This window comes from uncultured Winogradskyella sp., from assembly GCF_947495255.1.
GTDB lineage: Bacteria > Bacteroidota > Bacteroidia > Flavobacteriales > Flavobacteriaceae > Winogradskyella.
Map to the genome: position 1 here is coordinate 124476 of NZ_CANLYI010000005.1, position 20176 is coordinate 144651.

Consider the following 20176-nt stretch of genomic DNA (forward strand, 5'->3'; position numbering starts at 1 on the left):
CAAATTTGTATATCAAATGTAAGGAAAATTTAGAGAATTATTAGCCATAATTCAGAGTCTTATTATATGTTGTCTAAGTCTATGTTTACTTGGCTTTATATGATTTTTATTGCGCTTAATGATACATTTTTTTAATCTTCTAAAGATTTTTTGGCACACGTTTTGAAACTAAACATTGTATAACCTTAAAACCATAAGATTATGAAAACTTTAAAACTACTATTAGGATTTGCATTTGTTGCAACATTATTTACATCATGTTATGTAGAAGAAACACATTATATAGATGAGCCTTCAATATCGTTAAATCAGTTATTAAATTCTTACGATTTGTGGTACGTTAATATTAATGAAACTCAAGGTTATGGTGAAACACCATTTTTACAGGTAGCATTTACGGTTTCTTTTAGAAATGGTCTTATGTATGCGAATAATAATTTAGTTGGTTTAGGAAGCCAAGGAAATGGTTATGGTGTAGAAATAGGAACTTATGACGCTTATGATATGGTTTTAGATATTAATCACATTATAGATGGTTACGATAGTTTTGATGTTTACCAAATTGATAATAATACCATTGAATTATATAATCCTTTTAACGATACGTCTTATTTTTTAGAGGGTTACCAACGTTCTAATTTTGATTACGACTATGTGTTTTATGATAATATTCATTATTTCTTACAAGAATACGAAGCTTGGGAAAAAACATACACAAGTAATTTTGGAGCCTTAAATGACTTTGATAATGAGAATTATCTTCAGTTTTTATCTGGAGGAAATGATGATACTTTTAGAAGCTCTCAAGATGGCAACATATACAATCCAGATAACATCTATTGGGATTTTACGGGAAGCTATGACGTTGGAAATGTATCAGGAAATATGTACGTAAAAACATTAACATTAGATTATGATTTCTTTGACAATGAATTCTTTGAACTCAGCGTTATTGATGATAATACGGTAGAGTTGTTCCACTCAAATTCTGGTACAGTTTATGAATTTAAAGGAAAAGGATACATACAGTATTATAGAGATGCGCCTACGCAAGGTAAATCAGAGATACAATCTGACGAACTTAAAAAGCGTAAGCAAAAAACAAAGAAAGTAGAGAATACTAGAGAAAATACAAGAAACACTCAAAAATGATTTTGAATCATAAAATATAATATTAATTTGAGTGTTCCGTGTGACATTTAAAAAATAATAAAGGAGAACACACGAAACTAAATTTTGGTTGGTTATTTAGTTTCAAAACGCTCAGATAAAACACTTGTTTTACTGAGCGTTTTCTTTTTGTTTTGTAATATCGATACGTTCTTTTTGACTGTTTAGAATTGTTTTAGTCCATTGTTTATCATTAGGATTAACAGATAATAGTTTTAAAGTTAAGTTTGTCTCCTTCGATACCAATACCTTTTAAATCATCATTATGAATATCAAAATTAAATACAGGAGGATATTTTGAAGCATGAATGGTTTCGGTTTGATTAATGATACGGTTAACTTTTATGCCATAGTATTTTAGAGTAGTTCTTATTCTAAATTTTGAACGAAATGAGGTTGTATAAATATGAATAGTATGACCTTGGTTTTGTAAATCTTTAATTAGCTCTTTAGTACCTTTTCTGAGTTCTTCAAGACCAAAGAGACTTGCGATTATACTATTTTGATAAGTATTAAACTCTTTTCCATTTGGAATTAAAGTACGGTCTAAATCAGAGCTAATATTCATTAAATTATTCTACAAATCTTTCAATAAAACCTCTAAGTCTTTAAATTCATAAGGTTTAGCCATAATAATTTTATCAGCACTTAGAAGAAAATACATTGGTGTCGCAGAAACGCCATAGGTTATAACCGTTAGGTTTTCCCATTTGTTTAATCCGATTTGATGTATAAAGTCTGGATAGTTTTTAATTTCTTTATCCCAATTGTTATCTTCTTTTTCTAAACCAAAAGCAACCACTTTTAGGTTGGGTTTGTTAGCAACCATTTCTTTTACTTTTGGCAATTCGTCTAAACAGTGTCCGCATGCACTACTCCAAAAAACAAGTAAGTAATAATCTGCACCTTCTAATTGATGTAAACTTGTGTTTTGTCCGTTAGAAGTAATATCAAAATTTGGAGCTACAGTTCCTATAGACGTATTTTTAAATGATGTCACCATCTCTTCTAATACTTTATTATTAGTTGCTTTAGCTAGTTCTAATAGATAATTATCTGTAATATAATTGGCAATTTCATGATTCTCTGCAGTAACAAATTGATGCCATAGCATTTCTAATAAGCTAGTTTTAATAATTAAATAGTCATTAGAAATAGCATTTGCGACATCATCGATGTGAGATTTATAAGTGTCTTGGCTTGGATTTTGTACCATGTTAAAGACATAAGAGGTTACGCGATCCGTTAAAAACGTAGAACTCTGTAGTAAGTAATTACTGAAATCAACCTGACTTAAATAATGTTGTTTTAAGTTTTTTGAGTAGGTCGAAATGTCTTCGTATTGCGTTGGTATATATGGTCGGTTGGCTGAAATGAAATTAATAGCCAATCTGTCTTTTGCTAAATCTTCATAAGCTAATTGAGTATCTTTTAAAGTTTTAAAAATGGCATCAAACCCTTCTTTATCTGCATTGTTTTTACTGTAGTAGTTAGTTATGGTATGGTTAACCATTTCAATACTTTTAAGATAAGACATCCACAGTTTATTTTCTTCAGATTCTGTGAATTCTACACCTTCTTCTTGACTAAAATTAAAGTCAACCGATTCTTTACCATCGAAGATAAAATCGAAATTATTTTCTTCTGGTGGAATAGCATAAACAATCTTATAGATACCTGCTTCTAAAGAATCCTTTAGCTTTATTTCAAACTGTCCATTACTATCTAATTGTCCTCTGTCAATATAATTAGCACCTTCTGGCGATGCTTTATATAAAAAAGCATAAGAATAATCCTCGGCTGGTGAAAATGTTCCTTTGATGGTTTGAGCAAAAGAAATAAATGGTAATACTAGTAAGATGATTAAGATTTTCTTCATTTTTATATACTGTTTTGTCTACAATTTAGCTTCAAAAATTGAGCCACTTTAGGGTAATTACTGTTTTTTAGACCTTACACTTTCTATGATAACGGTTGCTAATATTAAAGAGCCACCAACAAATGTATGTATAGTTGGTATTTCATTCAAGAAAAAGAATGCAATTATGATTCCGAATACAGGTTGTGTGCTCCCAATAATACTAGCTGTACTTGCTTTAAAGTATTTTAAACTGTTTACAAATAAAGTGTGTCCAATAGATGTGGTTACTAATGCTAATAGTAAAACGTAAGGATATTGTGTTTTAATATTTGAACTGTCCATAAAAAATAAAACAGGAGCTAATAACACAGTTACTATGGCAACTTGATAGAACATTAACATAGTGCTATTGTAGTTAGCGACTTGCCCTTTTAATATTAATATTCTTAATGCATAGCAAACGGCAGATAGAATACCACAAAGAATTCCTTGTAAATAATTGTTTTTTATATCAAATTCTGGAGTCAAGAAATAAATTCCGACCATTACAATAATACCTAAAACAATATGAATTGGGTCTAATTTTGTTTTTGAAAAAAAAGGCTCTAACAATGCTATAATAACAGGAAATGTAAATAACGAAATCATACCTATAGCAACATTAGATAACTTTAAAGCATAGAAATAAGTAATCCAATGTGCTCCCATTAATAGTGCAGCAATAAAAAAAGTAAAGCGGTCTCTTTTATTACCAATTTTTAAACTAATGCCTTTAAAGGTGCAAAATGTAAATAGAAAAACCATAGCTAAAATGGATCTCCACCAAATGATTACAACCGTTGGCATATCAATAAATTTGCCTAATGGACCAGAAGTACTTAAGCAAACGGTTGCAAAAATTAATAATAAGAGATTGTTTACATGGCTTTTTTCACTCATTGCATATCAGATAGAGCGGCTAATGCCTGCTTGGTAGATTTTATTTTCTCGAATGTAAGTAATAATCGCAAACCTTTTCTGGTTTGTTTTTCTTTCATTTTACATTTACCTACATTCTTCTGCACAAATTGTAAAACCTTAGTAAATGACTCACTTTGATAAAAACCACTTTGTTGGTCTTGTACAAAATAGCCAATCATTTTACCTTGCTTCATGATCAGTTTTTCAATTCCCATTTTAGTAGCAATCCATTTCAATCTTACACTATCTAATAAATCTGAAACTTGAGTTGGTAATTCACCAAAACGGTCAATAATTTCAGTTTCAAATTTAGCGAGTTCTTCTTCGGTTTTTATGCCGTTTAGTTTGGTATATAGGTTTAAACGTTCTGTAATATTATTAATGTAATCATCTGGGAATAATAATTCGAAATCTGTATCAATAGTAATCTCCTTAACGTATTTTTTCGGTTTCCCATCATCTTTATATAAATCTGAAAACTCCGTTTCTTTTAATTCTTCTATCGCCTCGTTTAATATTTTCTGATAGGTGTCAAAACCAATATCACTAATAAATCCACTTTGTTCTCCTCCTAATAAATCACCTGCGCCACGAATCTCTAAATCCTTCATGGCAATATTAAATCCGCTACCTAACTCTGTAAATTGCTCTAAAGCAGTAATTCGTTTTCTAGCATCTGCAGTCATTGCAGAATACTCTGGTGTAATGAAATAACAAAAAGCTTTTTTGTTGCTACGACCAACACGTCCTCGCATTTGGTGTAAGTCACTTAGGCCAAAATTATTAGCATTATTAATGAAAATAGTATTTGCGTTTGGTACATCTAGACCGCTTTCTATAATAGTTGTACTGACTAAAACATCAAACTCACCATTCATAAAAGCAAGCATTAAATGTTCTAGTTTTTTGCCATCCATTTGTCCATGACCAATACCAATTTTAGCATCTGGTACTAAACGTTGAAGCATACCAGCAACTTCTTTAATATTTTCAATTCTATTATGGATGAAAAATACTTGTCCTCCACGTTGTATTTCATAACTCACAGCATCTCTAATGGTTTCTTCTCCAAACCGAATGACATTACTCTCAATAGGATATCTGTTTGGAGGTGCCGTATTAATCACGGATAAATCTCGTGCAGCCATTAAACTAAACTGAAGCGTTCTAGGGATTGGAGTCGCTGTAAGCGTTAATACATCGACGTTTTCCTTTATAGTTTTTAATTTCTCCTTTACAGCAACACCAAATTTCTGTTCTTCATCAACAATAAGTAAACCTAAATCTTTAAACTTTACGTTTTTATTAGCGAGTTGATGTGTGCCAATAATAATATCTACACTTCCTTTTTCTAAACCCTCTAAAGTCTCACGTTTTTCTTTGGCCGTTCTAAATCGGTTAACATAATCTACAGTAACCGGAAAATCCTTTAAACGTTCTTTGAATGTTCGAGAATGTTGATAAGCTAAAATTGTTGTCGGTACTAAAACGGCAACTTGTTTTCCATTATCTACCGCTTTAAAAGCAGCTCTAATGGCAACTTCCGTTTTACCGAAACCAACATCACCACAAATAAGACGATCCATTGGTCGCTCACTTTCCATATCTGCTTTGATATCTTCAGTAGACGTGATTTGATCGGGTGTATCTTCATAAATAAAGGATGCTTCAAGCTCTAGTTGCATGTGGCTATCTGGAGCATACTGGAACCCTTTTTTCAGCTTTCGTTTTGCATAGAGTTTTATAAGGTTGAAGGCAATTTCCTTAACACGAGACTTGGTTTTTTGTTTTAAAACTTTCCAAGCTTTACTTCCTAATTTATAAACTGTTGGTGGTTTACCATCTTTACCGTTAAACTTGGTTATTTTATGTAAGGAGTGAATGCTGAGGTATAAAATATCGCGCTCTCCGTAAACCAATTTTATGGCTTCTTGTTTTTTTCCTTCGACATCAATTTTTTGTAGTCCTCCAAATTTTCCAATACCATGATCAATGTGTGTAACGTAATCACCAATTTCAAGATTTGTTAATTCTTTTAAAGTAATTGCTTGCTTTTTGGCGTAACCATTTTTAAGATGGAATTTATGATAACGATCAAAAATTTGATGATCCGTATAAATTGCAATATTATGTTCAGTATCTATAAAACCTTGATATAATGAAAGTACAATGGTTTTATAATGTACTTTTTGCTCAGCATCATCAAAAATATCATGAAAACGTTTAGCTTGTTGCTCGCTAACACAAGCAATGTAATTGGTTATTCCGTTGGCATGGTTTTTATTTAAATTTTCAATTAATAAATTAAATTGTTTATTAAATGCTGGTTGCGGTTGTGTATAGAATGCAATAAGTTGTTTGGCAAACATAGCTTCAGAACCAAACTCAATTAAATGATATTCTAAAAATTGACGTTTTAATAATTCTGAATTACAGAATAATTCTTCAGGCAAAGCATGTTTTATTTCGCTATTTAAATTATTGAAAGCTTCCTCAGCTTTTCCATAAAAATCATCGATTCTAGAAAATATTAATGAGGCATTTTTAGTAAAAACTACTGTTTTATTAGAAATATATTTTAAGAAACTTTCGCGTGCTTCTGCAATAAGTTTGTTAGCTACATTTGGTATAATGTTTACCTTTTTAATACGCTCTGTAGATAGTTGGGTTTCGACATCAAATGTTCTAATACTATCTACTTCATCACCAAAAAACTCAATTCTATAAGGTTCGTCATGCGAAAATGAAAACACATCTACAATACCACCTCGTACAGAGAAATCACCAGGTTCTGTAACAAAATCTACACGTTTAAACTTGTATTCAAATAAAACTTCGTTAACAAAATCGATACTTAATTCGTTGCCAACAGAAATTTTTAAGGTGTTCTTTTCAAGTTCTTTTTTTGTGACTACTTTTTCAAAAAGCGCATCAGGATAGGTGACAATGATACATGGTTTTTTAGGCGAATTAATTCGGTTTAAAACTTCAGCACGTAAAAGCACGTTGGCATTGTTAGTTCCTTCAATTTGGTATGGTCTGCGATAACTGCCAGGATAAAACAAAACATCCTTATCATTGATGAGTTGTTCTAAATCGTTAAGGTAAAAAGCAGCTTCTTCTTTGTCATCAAAAACCAGTAAAAAGGGTTTGTCTGCTTTTTTAAAAGTTTCTGCAACTGTAATAGAAAATGAAGAGCCAACAAGGCCTTTTAAATGTGTTTTTATTTCAGTTTGGGCAATAGCAGTTTGCAGATTTTGCAGTTGCAAAGTCTGTACGAATGTTTGGGCAATAGATACTTTACTCAAGTTTCTTATTTTGGAGTTACAAATATAAAATTTTTGATGCGTTCATTTATGTACTATTTCAAACTTTTTCAATTTGTTATAATTCAAAAAGTTTAAATGAGTTAATGATAATTCTTTGAATAGAATTATATTTGTTCAGAATTAATAATTAGATTTTTAAATAAATAGATATATGTCATTTTCAGATTTATTCGATAGCGGATTTAAAAAACGTAATGAAGACCATTTTGCAGCCATTGTTAGAGTTGCGATGAGTGATGGTGTAATTACAGATAAAGAGAGAGCTTTTTTAGACCGTTTAGCAACACGATTAGATATTTCGGAGCACGATTACAAAGATATTTTAGAGAACTATAGCTCGCATCCTATTAACGCACCACATTCTTACGATGATCGTTTAGAGCGTTTATATGATTTGTCTCGTATGGTTTGGGCAGATGATATTGAAGGTCCTAATCAGCATTGGTTATTAGAAAAGCTTTGTGTTGGTTTAGGTTTTCATGCTCAAAACGTAAAGTACATTGCTGATAAGGCTTTAGCATTGGCATATGATAAAGTTGATTCTGATACTTTTATTGAAGAGATGAAAGGTATGAATAAGTAGTTTTTTAAACCTACATAAATAAAAAAAGCAACCTAAATTTTAGGTTGCTTTTTTTATATAATAGTATTTTTTTTATTCAACATTGTCGCGCATAAATTCCTCTGCTTTTTCAACCATATTCTTACTACCACAAATAAATGGTACTCGCTCGTGTAATTCTGTAGGTTTAATATCCATTATTCTCGTATAGCCATCACTTGCTTTACCATTAGCTTGTTCTGCTAAAAATGCCATAGGGTTACATTCATATAACAAACGTAATTTTCCGTTAGTTGCTTTAGAACTTTTAGGATACATGTAAATACCACCTTTTATCATGTTTCTATGAAAATCAGAAACTAAAGAACCAATGTAACGAGACGTGTATGGTCTGTCTCCTTCTTCCTCTTGGCAGTATTTAATATATTTTTTAATGCCCAAAGGAAAGTGTGTATAGTTTCCTTCGTTAACAGAATAAATGTTACCATTTTCCGGGAATTCCATATCTGGGTGCGATAAATAAAATGACCCAATTGCAGGATTTAAAGTAAATCCATTAACACCATGTCCTGTAGTATATACAAGCATAGTAGATGTACCATAAACAACATAACCAGCAGCTACTTGTTGACTTCCTTTTTGTAGGAAATCGTCAATAGTTACGGGTGTTCCAACAGGAGTTACACGCCTGTAGATAGAAAAAATAGTACCTACTGATACATTAACATCAATGTTAGATGATCCATCTAAAGGATCAATTAAAACCACATATTTGTTTTGGTGATTCTCATCTTGGCTATTAATAGCAATAAAATCGTCTTCCTCTTCACTAGCAATACCACAAACAATATTTCGTTTTGTCATGGTTTGTATAAACTTATCATTAGCATATACATCCAGCTTTTGCTGATCTTCACCTTGAATATTAGTATCACCAGCAGCACCAATGATATCTACGAGGCCAGCTTTATTAACTTCGTGATTTACCACTTTAGCAGCTAAACGAATAGAGTTAATTAACCTGGAAAGTTCTCCTGAGGTATATTTAAAGGATGATTGGTTTTCAATTATAAATTCACCTAAGGTTTGATTTCTTTTAGACATGAAGTAATTTATTGATTAGTAGCGTACAAATATCGCATTTTTTAACAAACTATAACGTTTTCGTAGATGAAATTAGTTGTTTTGTAAAGTGAGTTTAGATTATATTTGAGATTTCCTTTTATGTCACCTATGAACCAACCAAGATTAGCCAATATACAAGACATGCCAAGAGTGCTAGAACTCATTAAAGAATTGGCGATTTTTGAAAAAGAAGCAGATGCAGTAGAAATAAGTATTTCTGATTTAGAAAATGATGGTTTTGGAGTCTATCCAAAATTCACTTGTTTTGTATTAGAAATAGATGCTATAATACAAGGAATTGCTTTAGTCTATCCTAGATATTCTACATGGAAAGGAGAAGTTTTACATTTAGAAGATCTCATTGTAAGCGAAACATGTAGAGGTAAGGGTTTAGGTACGTTACTTTTAGATGCTGTTGTAAAGCATGCAAAACAATTAGGTGTTAAACGTGTTTGTTGGGAAGTTTTAGATTGGAACGAGCCAGCCATAAAATTTTATGAAAGCAAAGGCGCAAATGTTATGCGAGATTGGAATGTTGTGCAATTAGATGAAAACGGAATCACTAATTATTTAAACCAAATATAATGCGAGTTTATAAATTTGGAGGCGCATCAGTTAAAGATGCAGATGGCGTAAAAAACTTGGCAAAAGTATTACAAACTACAGGTTATGATAATACATTGGTTGTTGTCTCAGCAATGGGAAAAACAACCAATAAAATGGAATTGGTCATTAAAAATTATTTTGAAAATAAAGACGAATTACAAAGCGCAATTCACGAAGTAATTAAATGCCATAATGATATTTTAGTAGATTTGTTTGATAATAATCGTCACCAAGTATTTACAGTTGTAAAAGCGCTTTTTGATGAATTAAACACTTTTTTTAAAAGCAATAAATCACCAGATTACAATTATGTTTATGATCAAGTTATTGGTTACGGTGAATTAATTTCAACTACTATTATTAGTCATTACCTTAACGAAATTGGCTTAAAAAACAATTGGGTTGATGTTAGAGAATTTATAAAAACAGATAATTATTACAGACGCTCTAATGTAAATTGGGAAGCAACGCAAGCTAATATTTCATCTAACTTAAATTCAAGTATTTTAAATATTACTCAAGGTTTTTTGGGAAGCGATGCTAATAATTTTACCACTACTTTAGGCAGAGAAGGGAGTGATTACACAGCTGCAATTTTTGCATATTGCCTAAATGCTAACAGTGTAACGATTTGGAAAGATGTTCCTGGTGTTTTAAATGCCGATCCGCGTTATTTTGAAAATACACAATTATTACATCAAATTTCATACAGAGAGGCTATTGAGTTGGCATTTTACGGAGCATCGGTAATTCATCCAAAAACATTACAACCGTTGCAACAAAAAGAAATTCCGTTGTATGTAAAATCGTTTTTAAATCCAGAGGCAGAAGGTACGCGTGTAAGTAAAGGAGAAGCACTAGTGCCAGAAGTGCCTTGTTTTATTGTAAAGAAAAATCAAACCCTAATATCATTGTCATCTTTAGATTTTTCATACATTATGGAAGAAAATATTAGTGATATATTTAGTTTGTTACACTTATATAAAATGAAGGTTGATGTGATTCAGAATTCAGCAATAAGTTTTTCTGTTTGTATTGATAATTTATTTGATAATTTAGAAAAACTGTTACAGCATTTAAAGGCTAAATTTAATGTAACATGCAACGAAAATGTCAGTCTATATACTATTAGACATTATAATGACGCTGCCATACAGGATCTAGAAAAAGATAAAACGTTATTATTGAAGCAATTAACACAAGGTACAGTACAAATAGTAACTAAATAAACTTTACTACATTTGTTTTATGGGTAAATCGTCCGATACAGGTTTAGTAACCGCAAAAGAAGTCGCTAAAGCAATACATGCTGATAAGTATGGTTTCTTGGGTACTTTTTTTGGTTGGGTATTAATGAAAGTACTTAAGATATCTACTATAAATAAATTCTATAAGCGCAATAAACATCTAAGTGATGTTGATTTTCTTGATGCTATTTTAGAAGAATTTCAGATTAAATTTGAAATTCCTGAAGAAGACATGAAACGTCTACCAAAGGAAGGGCCTTACATTACGGTATCTAACCATCCACTTGGTGGTATTGATGGTATTTTGCTTTTAAAATTAATGATAGAACAACGTAGTGATTTTAAAATCATTGCGAACTTTTTATTGCATCGTATTGAGCCATTGAAGCCTTACATTATGCCTGTTAATCCTTTTGAAGGGAGAAAAGATGCTGCCAGTAGTATTGCAGGTTTTAAAAATGCCATTTTACATTTACGAGAAGGTCATCCGTTAGGTGTTTTTCCTGCAGGAGAAGTGTCAACATATCGCGATGGTAAATTAGTAGTAGATAAAGAGTGGGAAGTTGCTGCCATGAAATTAATACAGAAAGCAGAAGTACCAGTTGTACCTATATATTTTCATGCTAAAAATAGCCGTTTATTTTACAGACTTTCAAAGATTAGTGACACTTTAAGAACGGCAAAATTGCCATCTGAAGTCTTAACACAGAAACGTCGTGTTATAAAAGTAAGAGTTGGTAAACCTATTTCTGTAAAAGACCAAAAGGCACATCCAGGCCTTTCAGAGTTTACAGATTTTATTAGACGAAAAACATATATGTTATCTAAAACCTTTGAGGATAAACCAAAGATTTTAGACAATATTCAATCACAGCTAAAAGTACCAAAACCACCTAAGCGTATTGTAACACCAATTGCGCCAGAAGTGATGATTGCTGAGGTCGATAAATTGAGAGAAGCAGACTGTAGACTTTTAGAGAGTAAAAATTACGAGGTGTTTTTAGCATCTGCAAAAGAGATTCCTAATATATTAAGAGAAATAGGAAGGCTTAGAGAAATTACGTTTAGAGAAGTTGGTGAGGGTACAAATGAAGCGATTGATTTAGACTCTTTTGACACTTATTATCATCATATGTTTTTATGGGATAATGATAAAAATGTAATGGCAGGCGCTTATAGAATGGGTTTAGGTTCGCAAATTTTTGAACGTTATGGTATAGACGGATTTTATTTGCAAGATTTGTTTCGTTTTGAACCAGAATTGTATAAAATGATGAGCCAATCTATAGAAATGGGTCGTGCGTTTATCATAAAAGAATATCAGCAAAAACCAATGCCATTATTTTTACTTTGGAAAGGAATTGTACATACAACATTGCGTTTTCCGGAGCATAAATATTTAATTGGTGGTGTAAGTATTAGTAATCAGTTTTCTAACTTTTCTAAGAGTTTGATGATTGAGTTTATGAAATCTCATTATTATGATCCATACGTTGCTCAATACGTTCATCCTAAAAAAGAATTTAAAGTAAAATTACAAGATGCGGATAAGGATTTTGTTTTTGATGCAACTGAAGCCGATTTAAATAAATTCGATAAAATTATTGATGAAGTAGAACCAGGAGCATTGCGACTTCCTGTTTTGCTAAAAAAATACATTAAGCAAAACGCTAGACTTGTAGCTTTTAATGTAGATCCTTTATTTAATAATGCTGTGGATGGTTTAATGTATATTAAAATAGCTGACTTACCAGAAAGTACAGTAAGACCTGTTATGGAAGAATTTCAGGCAGAGTTAGAGCGTAAGTTTGTGGATAACCATGAGCAACATGATAAATAAGCTTAGTCTATTATTCTCTATTTTACCCTTGTTTTGTTTTTCTCAAACGCTTACTGGAATTGTTGTAGATAAAGCCACACAACAACCTATAGAAACCGTTGCCGTTTACTTTGATAATACCACAATAGGAACGACGACAGATAGTCAAGGCGAGTTTTCTATTGATTATACTGATGCTGTTCAATCTACTTTAGTTATTTCTTATTTAGGTTTTGAAAAAATATTTGTATCTGATTTTAGAACTAAAAACAATATAAAAGTAGAACTGGTTGAAGCAGATAATGCTTTAGATGAGGTGCACATAGAATATGATGATGGTTTAACACGAAGACAAAAATTAAGACTATTTAGAAAAGAGTTTTTAGGAAATTCTAAGTTTGGTAAATCTTGTAAAATATTAAATGAAGACGATTTAGTATTAAAGTATGACAAGCAAAATAAAGCGCTATATGCGAGTTCTAACGTTGCTCTAAAAATTGAAAATAAAGCTTTGCAATATGAAATTGCTTATGATTTAATAGATTTTGAAATTAACTTTCGCTACGCAAATTTAAACACCTTAAAATTTACTGTAAAGTCTGTGACCTATTTTGGAACGTCTTTTTATAAAGATTTAAATGACTCTAGTAAACCTAAAACCCTAAAGAATAGAGATCAAGTATATAACGGTTCCGTTCAACATTTTATGCGATCATTATATAATGAAAACTTAAGAAATGAAGGTTATTTGATTTTTTATGACGGTTTTGGAGTTGATGAATGGTCTCATTTTAGTGTTGAGTCATTAGTTGATTCAGATTTTAAAAAAGTAACGTTAAAAGAGAAGATTTCTATTTTGTACAACAAAGATTTTCAGTCGGAATTGCAACTAGAAATAGACGAATTTTATATTGATAGTTATGGTAATTATACGCCAATTATTGGATTGTATTTTGGAGGTGCCATGGGAAGTCAGCGCGTTGGAGATACGTTGCCATTAGATTATGGTATTAGCAAAATATAGAAAACAAAAAACCCAGAAAGTTAATTCTGGGTTTATGAAAATTTTATAATTATTAAAGGCTTTTAAACCATTCTTGAAATTGATTCCCTAGTAACCAACTTGGCTTCATTTCACCACTTAGTGAACTTATTAGACTCATTATCCAAGCTATTAAAACAGGTATCCAAGCCACAAAATTCACTATAGGAATAAAAGAACATACTATACCTATAAGACTTATACCTAGCATCTGTCTTATATAAAAAGAGCCTAATTCAGTTTTATTACTACTATTCATTACTAATGCTATTACCCACCCAATTAATGTAATGTGAGCTATAATACCAACATTCTTACCATCACTTAAAACTTCCTTAGCATCATCTGCAAAGTCGCTTGCTGCTTGTTTAGCGTCATCTGCAAATTCTTTTGCATCTTCCGATAGTTCACTGGCCTTTTGGCTAATTTTATCTCCTGCTTTTTTTGCACCTTCTTTAGCGTCACCTATCATATCATCTAGGTCGTCGCTTAAATTTTTGTTATCGTCTGACATTCTTATTTTGGTTTAATAGTTAGATTATAAAGTTAACAATTTTTTATTCGTCATTAATTTTTTCCAAATAACTTTTGAAAGAAGCCTTTTGTCTTTTTCTTTGCTTCCGTGTAAGTTTCTTTAGCATCTTCTGCTAAATCTTCAAGTTTATCCTCAGCAGCATCAGCAAATTCAGACGCTTTTTCCTTAGCTTCTGTATAAGTTTCTTTAGCATCATCCGCAAATTCAGATGCCTTTGCTTTAGCAGTGTCTGTGAGCTCACTTATCTTTTCACTAGCGTCATCAGCGAATTCTTTAGCTTTATCTTTTGCTTCGTTATAGGTTTCTTTTGCGTCTTCTGCTAGATGCGTTGCTTTATCTTTAGCTGCATCAGAGAATTCACTAATTTTTTCACCTGCTTCTTCAGCAAGTTCAGAAGCTTTTTCTTTTGCACTACCTAATGCTTCTTTAGCGTCATTGGCTAATTCACCAGCTTTAGCACTCATGCTATCCGTTACGTTTTCCGTACCTTCTTTAGCATTATCTAATGCTTCTTTACTGAAATCTTTATTTTCTGCTGACATTTTATTAAAATTTAGTTTAGGCGGTAAAGTTAATAAAATTAAGATTGCAAAATATGTTGGATTATGGTTTGATAATTAGGTGTTTAAAAAGCAAAAAAATGATGAGGAAAATTGTGTTAGCTAAACAGCATAATAATGCCACCAATAGCAGTCACAATTAAAATAAAGCGTCTGTAGTTGACATTAGAAATTAGTTTAACAATTTTTACACCTAAAAAGAATCCAATACATACAGCAGGAATTAAGATAGAATTTAGAACTAGAGATTCTACAGAAACGGTGTTCCAAACGAAAATATGAAATGGTAATTTAAAAACATTTATAATAAAAAATAACCAAGCTGCTGTTCCTATAAATTCGTTTTTCGGAAAACGCATGGTTAAAAAGTAAATGTTTGAAACAGGACCAGCTAAATTTCCTATCATAGTAGTAAAACCAGCTAAAAATCCCATACTAGAAGAGAAGAGTCTATTACTTCGTGGTTTGTTAGATTTTATTCTTTCTAGAAAAAACATGATAATTACTGATGCTAAAATTATTACAGCCATCAGCTTTTTAAATACGTATTCTGAAATATCATTGCCAATCCAAACTCCAACTAAAACACCTACAATCATCCAAGGAATTAGTTTCTTTATAATTCCCCAATCAGCATGTCTATTGTAGTAAATAACGGCCAAAATATCTGCAAAAATCAACATAGGAAGTAGAATACCGGTAGATGCTTTTTCACCGAATACAAAAGCAAGGATAACAACGAGAATGATACCTATTCCTTTAATACCAGATTTAGATAAACCTAATAAAAAAACTGCAAAACTAATGGCAATCCATTGTAATGCAGTTAAATTGTATGATTGAAGAATCTCTATATAATTCAATTATTAATATTTAATAAATTTATAAAAAGGCTTTGTCAATAGGTTCCCAGAGCTCAATTTTGTTACCGTCGTTATCTAAAATCCAACCGAATTTACCGTAATCGTACTCTTCCATTTTACCAACAACAGTAACACCTTCTTCTTTTAAAGTTTCTAAAAGTTCTTTTAAGTTTTCAACCCTATAGTTAAACATAAAGTCTTTTTTAGACGGTTCAATGTATTTTGTGTCTTCCGCAAACGGACTCCATTGTGTAGAGCAATCTTTACCTTCTTTATCTTTCCACCAAAAGGTACACCCATAGTCGTCTGTATTAAAACCTAAATGTTTGTTGTACCAATCTTTTGCTGCTTTTGGATCTTTAGATTTAAAGAATAATCCACCAATTCCTGTAACTCTTTTTTTCATAATAAAATTATTTTTTAATTGCCTTTTCGTAAATCGTAATCCATTCCTCTACAGACATTTTACCTAAGAGTTGTTCAATTAAACCGTAAGGAATATCATCTACTTTTTTAAATCGAATACAGCTTTTTCCCATATCTAATTTATATTTAGAATGCTTTGGGTATTCTGCTACAAACCAATCGTACAATTCTTTTTTTGCATACATACCAGAATGATAAAGTGCAATAAAGTTTTTTTGTGAAGCTAGATTTATAAATGGTAATGGTGGAAATGGTTTACAGTGATAACCATCTGGATAAATAGATTTTGGAACATAATAGGCTAACATTCCGTAGGCCATTCCTGCTTCTAAGCCTTTTGGCATATGTTTTTTAATAAGATCGTTTAGTTTAGTAATTGGTGCTATACGATCTTCTGGAAGTTGAGCGATGTATTCTTCTGGATTAGTAGCTGCTGATGTCATTTAAATATGTTTTGTAGAGTTACAAGTTAACAAAATTTAGCTTGAATCTTATCTACAATGGTTTGTGCTAGTTTAATATTGCTTTCAACTGTCCAACCTGCAACATGTGGTGTAAGTAATACATTTTCTGATGCGATTAAATATTGAAACGCATCAGGCATATTATCGTCTGAAAATAAGTTTTCAAAAGAAGATTTTTCATATTCTAATACATCCAATCCTGCACCTAAAATTTTACCAGATTTTAAGGCTGAAACTAAATCTTCAGTAACCACGCTTTTTCCTCGAGCTGTATTAATCAACCAAAAAGGTTTTTTAAATCCGTTTATAAATTTTGAATCAACCATGTTTAAGGTTAAATCCGTTTGTGGAATATGAAGACTTAAGACATCTGATTTTTCTTGTAACTCAGTCAAAGAAACTTGCTTTGCATTAGCGTCTCCAACATTTGTTTTTAAATCATGACACAGTACTTCTACATCAAAACCTCTAAGTTTTTTAGCAAATGCTTTTCCCATATTGCCATAACCAATGAGTCCAATCGTTTTTCCATCTAACTCTAACCCTCTATTTTCTTCGCGCAACCACTTGCCGTTTCTTACTTCTTTATCTGCTTTGTTAAGTTTATTAAAAAGTGAAAGTAACATTCCTAAGGTATGCTCGCCAACCGCATTTCGGTTCCCTTCTGGTGCAGATATGAGGTAAATACCTTTTTTTATTGCATAATCGCAATCAATATTTTCTAATCCTGCGCCAACTCTACCAATAAATTTTAGGTTCTTGGCAGCATCTAAAAAGGGTTTATCAATTGAGAAACGACTACGAATAATAAAGCCGTCGTAATCTGCAATTTTGGATTCAATTTCGGCTTTAGAAGATGTGTAATCTATATGATTTGTGAATCCTAAATCGTTAAGCTGATTTAAGAGTAATGGGTGATTAGCATCTAGGTGTAGTATTTTCATAAATCAATTTACCTTAAATTAAATCCTTAAAATTAAGGAAGACTTCTCAATTGATGTACTCTTTTTGATTTTAAAAACCAATTATTAATCCGGATAAGACAAAGAACAAATAAATGCCCAAAATGTCATTACTTGTTGTAATAAAAGGACCTGTAGCAATAGCTGGATCTATACCTCTTTTGTCTAAGATTATTGGTACAAATGTACCAACTAATGCTGCAACAACAATTACAGACATCATTGATACGGCAATAGCCAAACTTTCTGTTGGATTTTGATTAATTAAAAAACCAAATAGAATTACTAATAATGCCAAAGCAAAACCATTAATAAGGCTTAAACCAATTTCTTTTAAAAGTCTACTCCCTATGCTTCCTTTTACATTGTCGTTGGCAATACCTTGTACAATAATTGCACTAGATTGTACACCAACGTTACCAGCCATTGCTGCTATTAATGGCGTGTAAAAAAATAGAGAAGGTACGGTCTCCATAACCTCCTCAAAGCCTTTCATTATAAATACACTTCCTAGTCCACCAAAAAGTCCTAAAACTAACCAGGGCAGACGTGCTTTTGTTAGTTCCCATACGCTATCATCCGCCTCAACATCTTGTGTAATACCTGCTGCTAATTGATAATCTTTATCAGCTTCTTCTTTTAAGACATCTACAATATCATCGATAGTAATTCTACCCAATAAAATTTGATTATCATCTACCACAGGAATGGCTTCTAAATCATATTTTGCCATCACTTTTGCTACGGCTTCTACATCATCATGGACATTAACCCAATCTACATTATCTTTAGCAATGTCTGCAATTTTTATATCACTTTTAGATATGATTAAATCCTTTAAAGATAATCTACCAATGAGTTTATCTTGTTTATCTACAACATACACAGAATGTACTCTTGTAACATCTTTAGCTTGTCCTCTAATTCTACGAAGACAACCAGCAACAGTCCAAGTTTCATAAACTTTCACTAACTCTTTTGCCATGAGTCCACCTGCTGTATCCTCATCATAGGCTAAAAGTTCTTGAATTTCATCTCTGTGTTCATGATCTTCTATATACGATATAACTTCAGCTTGCCTTTCTTCCGGAAGCTCAGCAATCATATCTGTAGCATCATCCGTATCTAGTTCTTCAACTTCTTCGGCAATTTCTTTAGTAGAAAGATTTTTAAGAATTTTTTCTCTAAAGTCCTCATCGAGTTCCATAAGGATAACTGAGGTCGTTTCAGAATCAAGAAGTTTAATAATATAAACGGCATCTTCTAAATCTAATTCATCAAGGATTTCAGCAATATCTGCATGGTGATACTCATTTAATAGGGCTTTTAAATTATTATCGTTTTCGTCTTCAATAATAATTTCTACCTTTTCAATAAGCTCATCGGTGAGCTGAAATTGTATATTTTCTTGGGTCTCTTCCACTCTTAAGTTTAGAGTTTAATTTATATCGTTTTCTATTAGCGAAGTCAGTTCAATAAATTGTGAAACGCTTAATTGTTCTGGTCGCTGCCCAAATATAGTATTTGCTTTTAAATTATCAGACAGATTAAATGTTTTTAAACTGTTACGTAATGTTTTTCTTCGCTGTTGAAAGCCTGTTTTTACGACTCTAAAGAATAATTTTTCATCACACGGTAAAGTGAAATTCGCTTTTCTTTTTAGTAATAATACACCAGAGTCTACTTTTGGAGGTGGATTAAAAACAGTTGGAGGAACAGTAAATAAATATTCAGCATCATAAAAAGCTTGAGTTAAAACCGATAATATGCCGTAAACTTTTGAACCTTCTTTAGAGCAGATGCGCATCGCAACTTCTTTTTGAAACATCCCAGAAAATTCTGGAATTTGATGTCTCAATTCTAAAGTTTTAAATAGAATTTGTGATGATATGTTATACGGAAAATTACCTATTATCGCATACGGCTTGTCTTTAAAAACGAGATTTAAATCGTATTTTAAAAAATCTTTTTCTATAATTCTATCTGCAAGATTTAAGTAATTATTCTTTAAGTACTCTACAGATTCTGTATCTATTTCTATAACGTGTGTTGTAATGTCTTTTTTTAGAAGGTATTTGGTTAACACGCCCATTCCTGGCCCAATTTCTAAAACATCATTATAACCTTTTAGAGATAAGCTGTCTGCAATATCTTGAGCTATAGATTCGTCTTCTAAGAAATGTTGTCCTAGGTGTTTTTTTGCTTTTACTTGGTGTTGATTTGCCACGAATACACAGATGTTTTAAATTATTAGGTACACAAAGATACACAGAGCTGCATAGAGATTAGCAGAGTTGTTTGCTTTATTAAATCTATTTGTAGTTTACTACATACTCATCTACAACTTCTAATTCTGTTCTAAATGATAATACTTTCTCTCCAAAGCGTTTTAAGCCATCTTGTTTTAAGCCTTCTGCATGTTCTGCATAATAAGATTCTAATGCTTCTCTAGAGTGCGCTCTGTACTGCACGGAATAGGTTTCGGTTTCGGTATCTTCTACTAGTACTTTTGTAAGCTTAGCTTCTTTAAATTTACCTGTTGCTAACACTTGAGGAATATGTTCTTTTATCCACTCTAACCATTCGTTGCGTATGCTCTTATCTATATTTAGGGTAACGTTGTATATAATCATTTTTGGGTAATA

Annotated in this window: 20 protein-coding genes; 6 read left to right on the plus strand and 14 right to left on the minus strand. The window is 31.6% G+C overall.

Annotated features, from left to right (window positions below; translation table 11 throughout):
• The first annotated feature begins 201 nt into the window (after positions 1 to 201).
• Positions 202 to 1152, plus strand: coding sequence for a nicotinic acid mononucleotide adenyltransferase (locus Q0807_RS09140; protein ID WP_299108872.1), 951 nt, complete (start codon positions 202 to 204; stop codon positions 1150 to 1152).
• A 217-nt stretch (positions 1153 to 1369) separates the two neighbouring features.
• Here the strand turns inward: Q0807_RS09140 and Q0807_RS09145 are convergent, their stop codons facing one another.
• Genes Q0807_RS09145 through mfd form a run of 4 tightly spaced genes read right to left on the minus strand, consistent with a single transcriptional unit; the run spans position 1370 to position 7299 of the window.
• Complete coding sequence (locus tag Q0807_RS09145; RefSeq protein ID WP_299108876.1) at positions 1370 to 1738, minus strand: HAD family hydrolase; 369 nt, start codon at positions 1736 to 1738, stop codon at positions 1370 to 1372.
• Positions 1739 to 1747: 9 nt separating this feature from the next.
• A complete protein-coding gene (locus Q0807_RS09150; protein ID WP_299108878.1) occupies positions 1748 to 3049 on the minus strand; it encodes a TlpA disulfide reductase family protein in 1302 nt (433 codons plus the stop codon).
• A gap of 57 nt (positions 3050 to 3106) precedes the next feature.
• Entirely contained in the window at positions 3107 to 3970 is an 864-nt protein-coding gene (locus Q0807_RS09155; RefSeq protein ID WP_299108881.1) for a DMT family transporter, read from the minus strand.
• Complete coding sequence (gene mfd / locus Q0807_RS09160; RefSeq protein ID WP_299108883.1) at positions 3967 to 7299, minus strand: transcription-repair coupling factor; 3333 nt, start codon at positions 7297 to 7299, stop codon at positions 3967 to 3969. Before mfd ends, Q0807_RS09155 begins: the two co-directional genes overlap by 4 nt.
• Positions 7300 to 7471: 172 nt before the next feature.
• Here mfd and Q0807_RS09165 point away from each other — a divergent pair, with 172 nt between their 5' ends.
• A complete protein-coding gene (locus Q0807_RS09165) occupies positions 7472 to 7903 on the plus strand; it encodes a TerB family tellurite resistance protein (RefSeq protein ID WP_299108885.1) in 432 nt (143 codons plus the stop codon).
• Between the two features lie 72 nt (positions 7904 to 7975).
• Here Q0807_RS09165 and fbp read toward each other — a convergent pair whose 3' ends face one another.
• The gene (gene fbp, locus Q0807_RS09170) at positions 7976 to 8986 is read right to left on the minus strand and encodes a class 1 fructose-bisphosphatase (protein WP_299108887.1); all 1011 of its coding nucleotides are present in this window, start codon (positions 8984 to 8986) and stop codon (positions 7976 to 7978) included.
• 129 nt (positions 8987 to 9115) lie between these two features.
• Here fbp and Q0807_RS09175 point away from each other — a divergent pair, with 129 nt between their 5' ends.
• The 4 genes from Q0807_RS09175 to Q0807_RS09190 are packed head-to-tail and all read left to right on the plus strand — an operon-like array spanning position 9116 to position 13703.
• The gene (locus Q0807_RS09175) at positions 9116 to 9592 is read left to right on the plus strand and encodes a GNAT family N-acetyltransferase (RefSeq protein ID WP_299109342.1); all 477 of its coding nucleotides are present in this window, start codon (positions 9116 to 9118) and stop codon (positions 9590 to 9592) included.
• Positions 9592 to 10842 (plus strand): aspartate kinase, encoded by a 1251-nt coding sequence (locus Q0807_RS09180; RefSeq protein WP_299108889.1) that lies wholly within the window; start codon positions 9592 to 9594, stop codon positions 10840 to 10842. Before Q0807_RS09175 ends, Q0807_RS09180 begins: the two co-directional genes overlap by 1 nt.
• Before the next feature lie 19 nt (positions 10843 to 10861).
• Positions 10862 to 12700, plus strand: a complete 1839-nt coding sequence (locus Q0807_RS09185) for a lysophospholipid acyltransferase family protein (protein WP_299108891.1) — start codon at positions 10862 to 10864, stop codon at positions 12698 to 12700.
• Complete coding sequence (locus Q0807_RS09190; RefSeq protein ID WP_299108893.1) at positions 12690 to 13703, plus strand: carboxypeptidase-like regulatory domain-containing protein; 1014 nt, start codon at positions 12690 to 12692, stop codon at positions 13701 to 13703. Before Q0807_RS09185 ends, Q0807_RS09190 begins: the two co-directional genes overlap by 11 nt.
• Positions 13704 to 13755: 52 nt before the next feature.
• On the opposite strand, the gene Q0807_RS09195 is transcribed toward Q0807_RS09190, so the two are convergent.
• The 9 genes from Q0807_RS09195 to Q0807_RS09235 all read right to left on the minus strand — a co-directional run bounded on the left by Q0807_RS09195 (position 13756) and on the right by Q0807_RS09235 (position 20164).
• The gene (locus Q0807_RS09195) at positions 13756 to 14235 is read right to left on the minus strand and encodes a YtxH domain-containing protein (RefSeq protein ID WP_299108896.1); all 480 of its coding nucleotides are present in this window, start codon (positions 14233 to 14235) and stop codon (positions 13756 to 13758) included.
• Between the two features lie 53 nt (positions 14236 to 14288).
• Complete coding sequence (locus tag Q0807_RS09200; RefSeq protein ID WP_299108898.1) at positions 14289 to 14798, minus strand: hypothetical protein; 510 nt, start codon at positions 14796 to 14798, stop codon at positions 14289 to 14291.
• A gap of 116 nt (positions 14799 to 14914) precedes the next feature.
• Positions 14915 to 15679, minus strand: a complete 765-nt coding sequence (locus Q0807_RS09205; RefSeq protein WP_299108900.1) for a sulfite exporter TauE/SafE family protein — start codon at positions 15677 to 15679, stop codon at positions 14915 to 14917.
• A 19-nt stretch (positions 15680 to 15698) separates the two neighbouring features.
• Positions 15699 to 16085, minus strand: coding sequence for a VOC family protein (locus tag Q0807_RS09210; protein WP_299108902.1), 387 nt, complete (start codon positions 16083 to 16085; stop codon positions 15699 to 15701).
• Between the two features lie 7 nt (positions 16086 to 16092).
• Entirely contained in the window at positions 16093 to 16548 is a 456-nt protein-coding gene (locus tag Q0807_RS09215) for a DUF1801 domain-containing protein (protein WP_299108904.1), read from the minus strand.
• 26 nt (positions 16549 to 16574) lie between these two features.
• Complete coding sequence (locus tag Q0807_RS09220; RefSeq protein ID WP_299108907.1) at positions 16575 to 17513, minus strand: 2-hydroxyacid dehydrogenase; 939 nt, start codon at positions 17511 to 17513, stop codon at positions 16575 to 16577.
• Between the two features lie 70 nt (positions 17514 to 17583).
• Positions 17584 to 18954 (minus strand): magnesium transporter, encoded by a 1371-nt coding sequence (gene mgtE / locus Q0807_RS09225; RefSeq protein ID WP_299108910.1) that lies wholly within the window; start codon positions 18952 to 18954, stop codon positions 17584 to 17586.
• A gap of 15 nt (positions 18955 to 18969) precedes the next feature.
• Positions 18970 to 19758: a 16S rRNA (adenine(1518)-N(6)/adenine(1519)-N(6))-dimethyltransferase RsmA gene (gene rsmA / locus Q0807_RS09230; protein ID WP_299108912.1), complete on the minus strand. Its 789-nt coding sequence runs from the start codon at positions 19756 to 19758 to the stop codon at positions 18970 to 18972.
• Positions 19759 to 19843: 85 nt separating this feature from the next.
• Entirely contained in the window at positions 19844 to 20164 is a 321-nt protein-coding gene (locus Q0807_RS09235; protein ID WP_299108914.1) for a DUF4286 family protein, read from the minus strand.
• Positions 20165 to 20176: the final 12 nt, after the last annotated feature.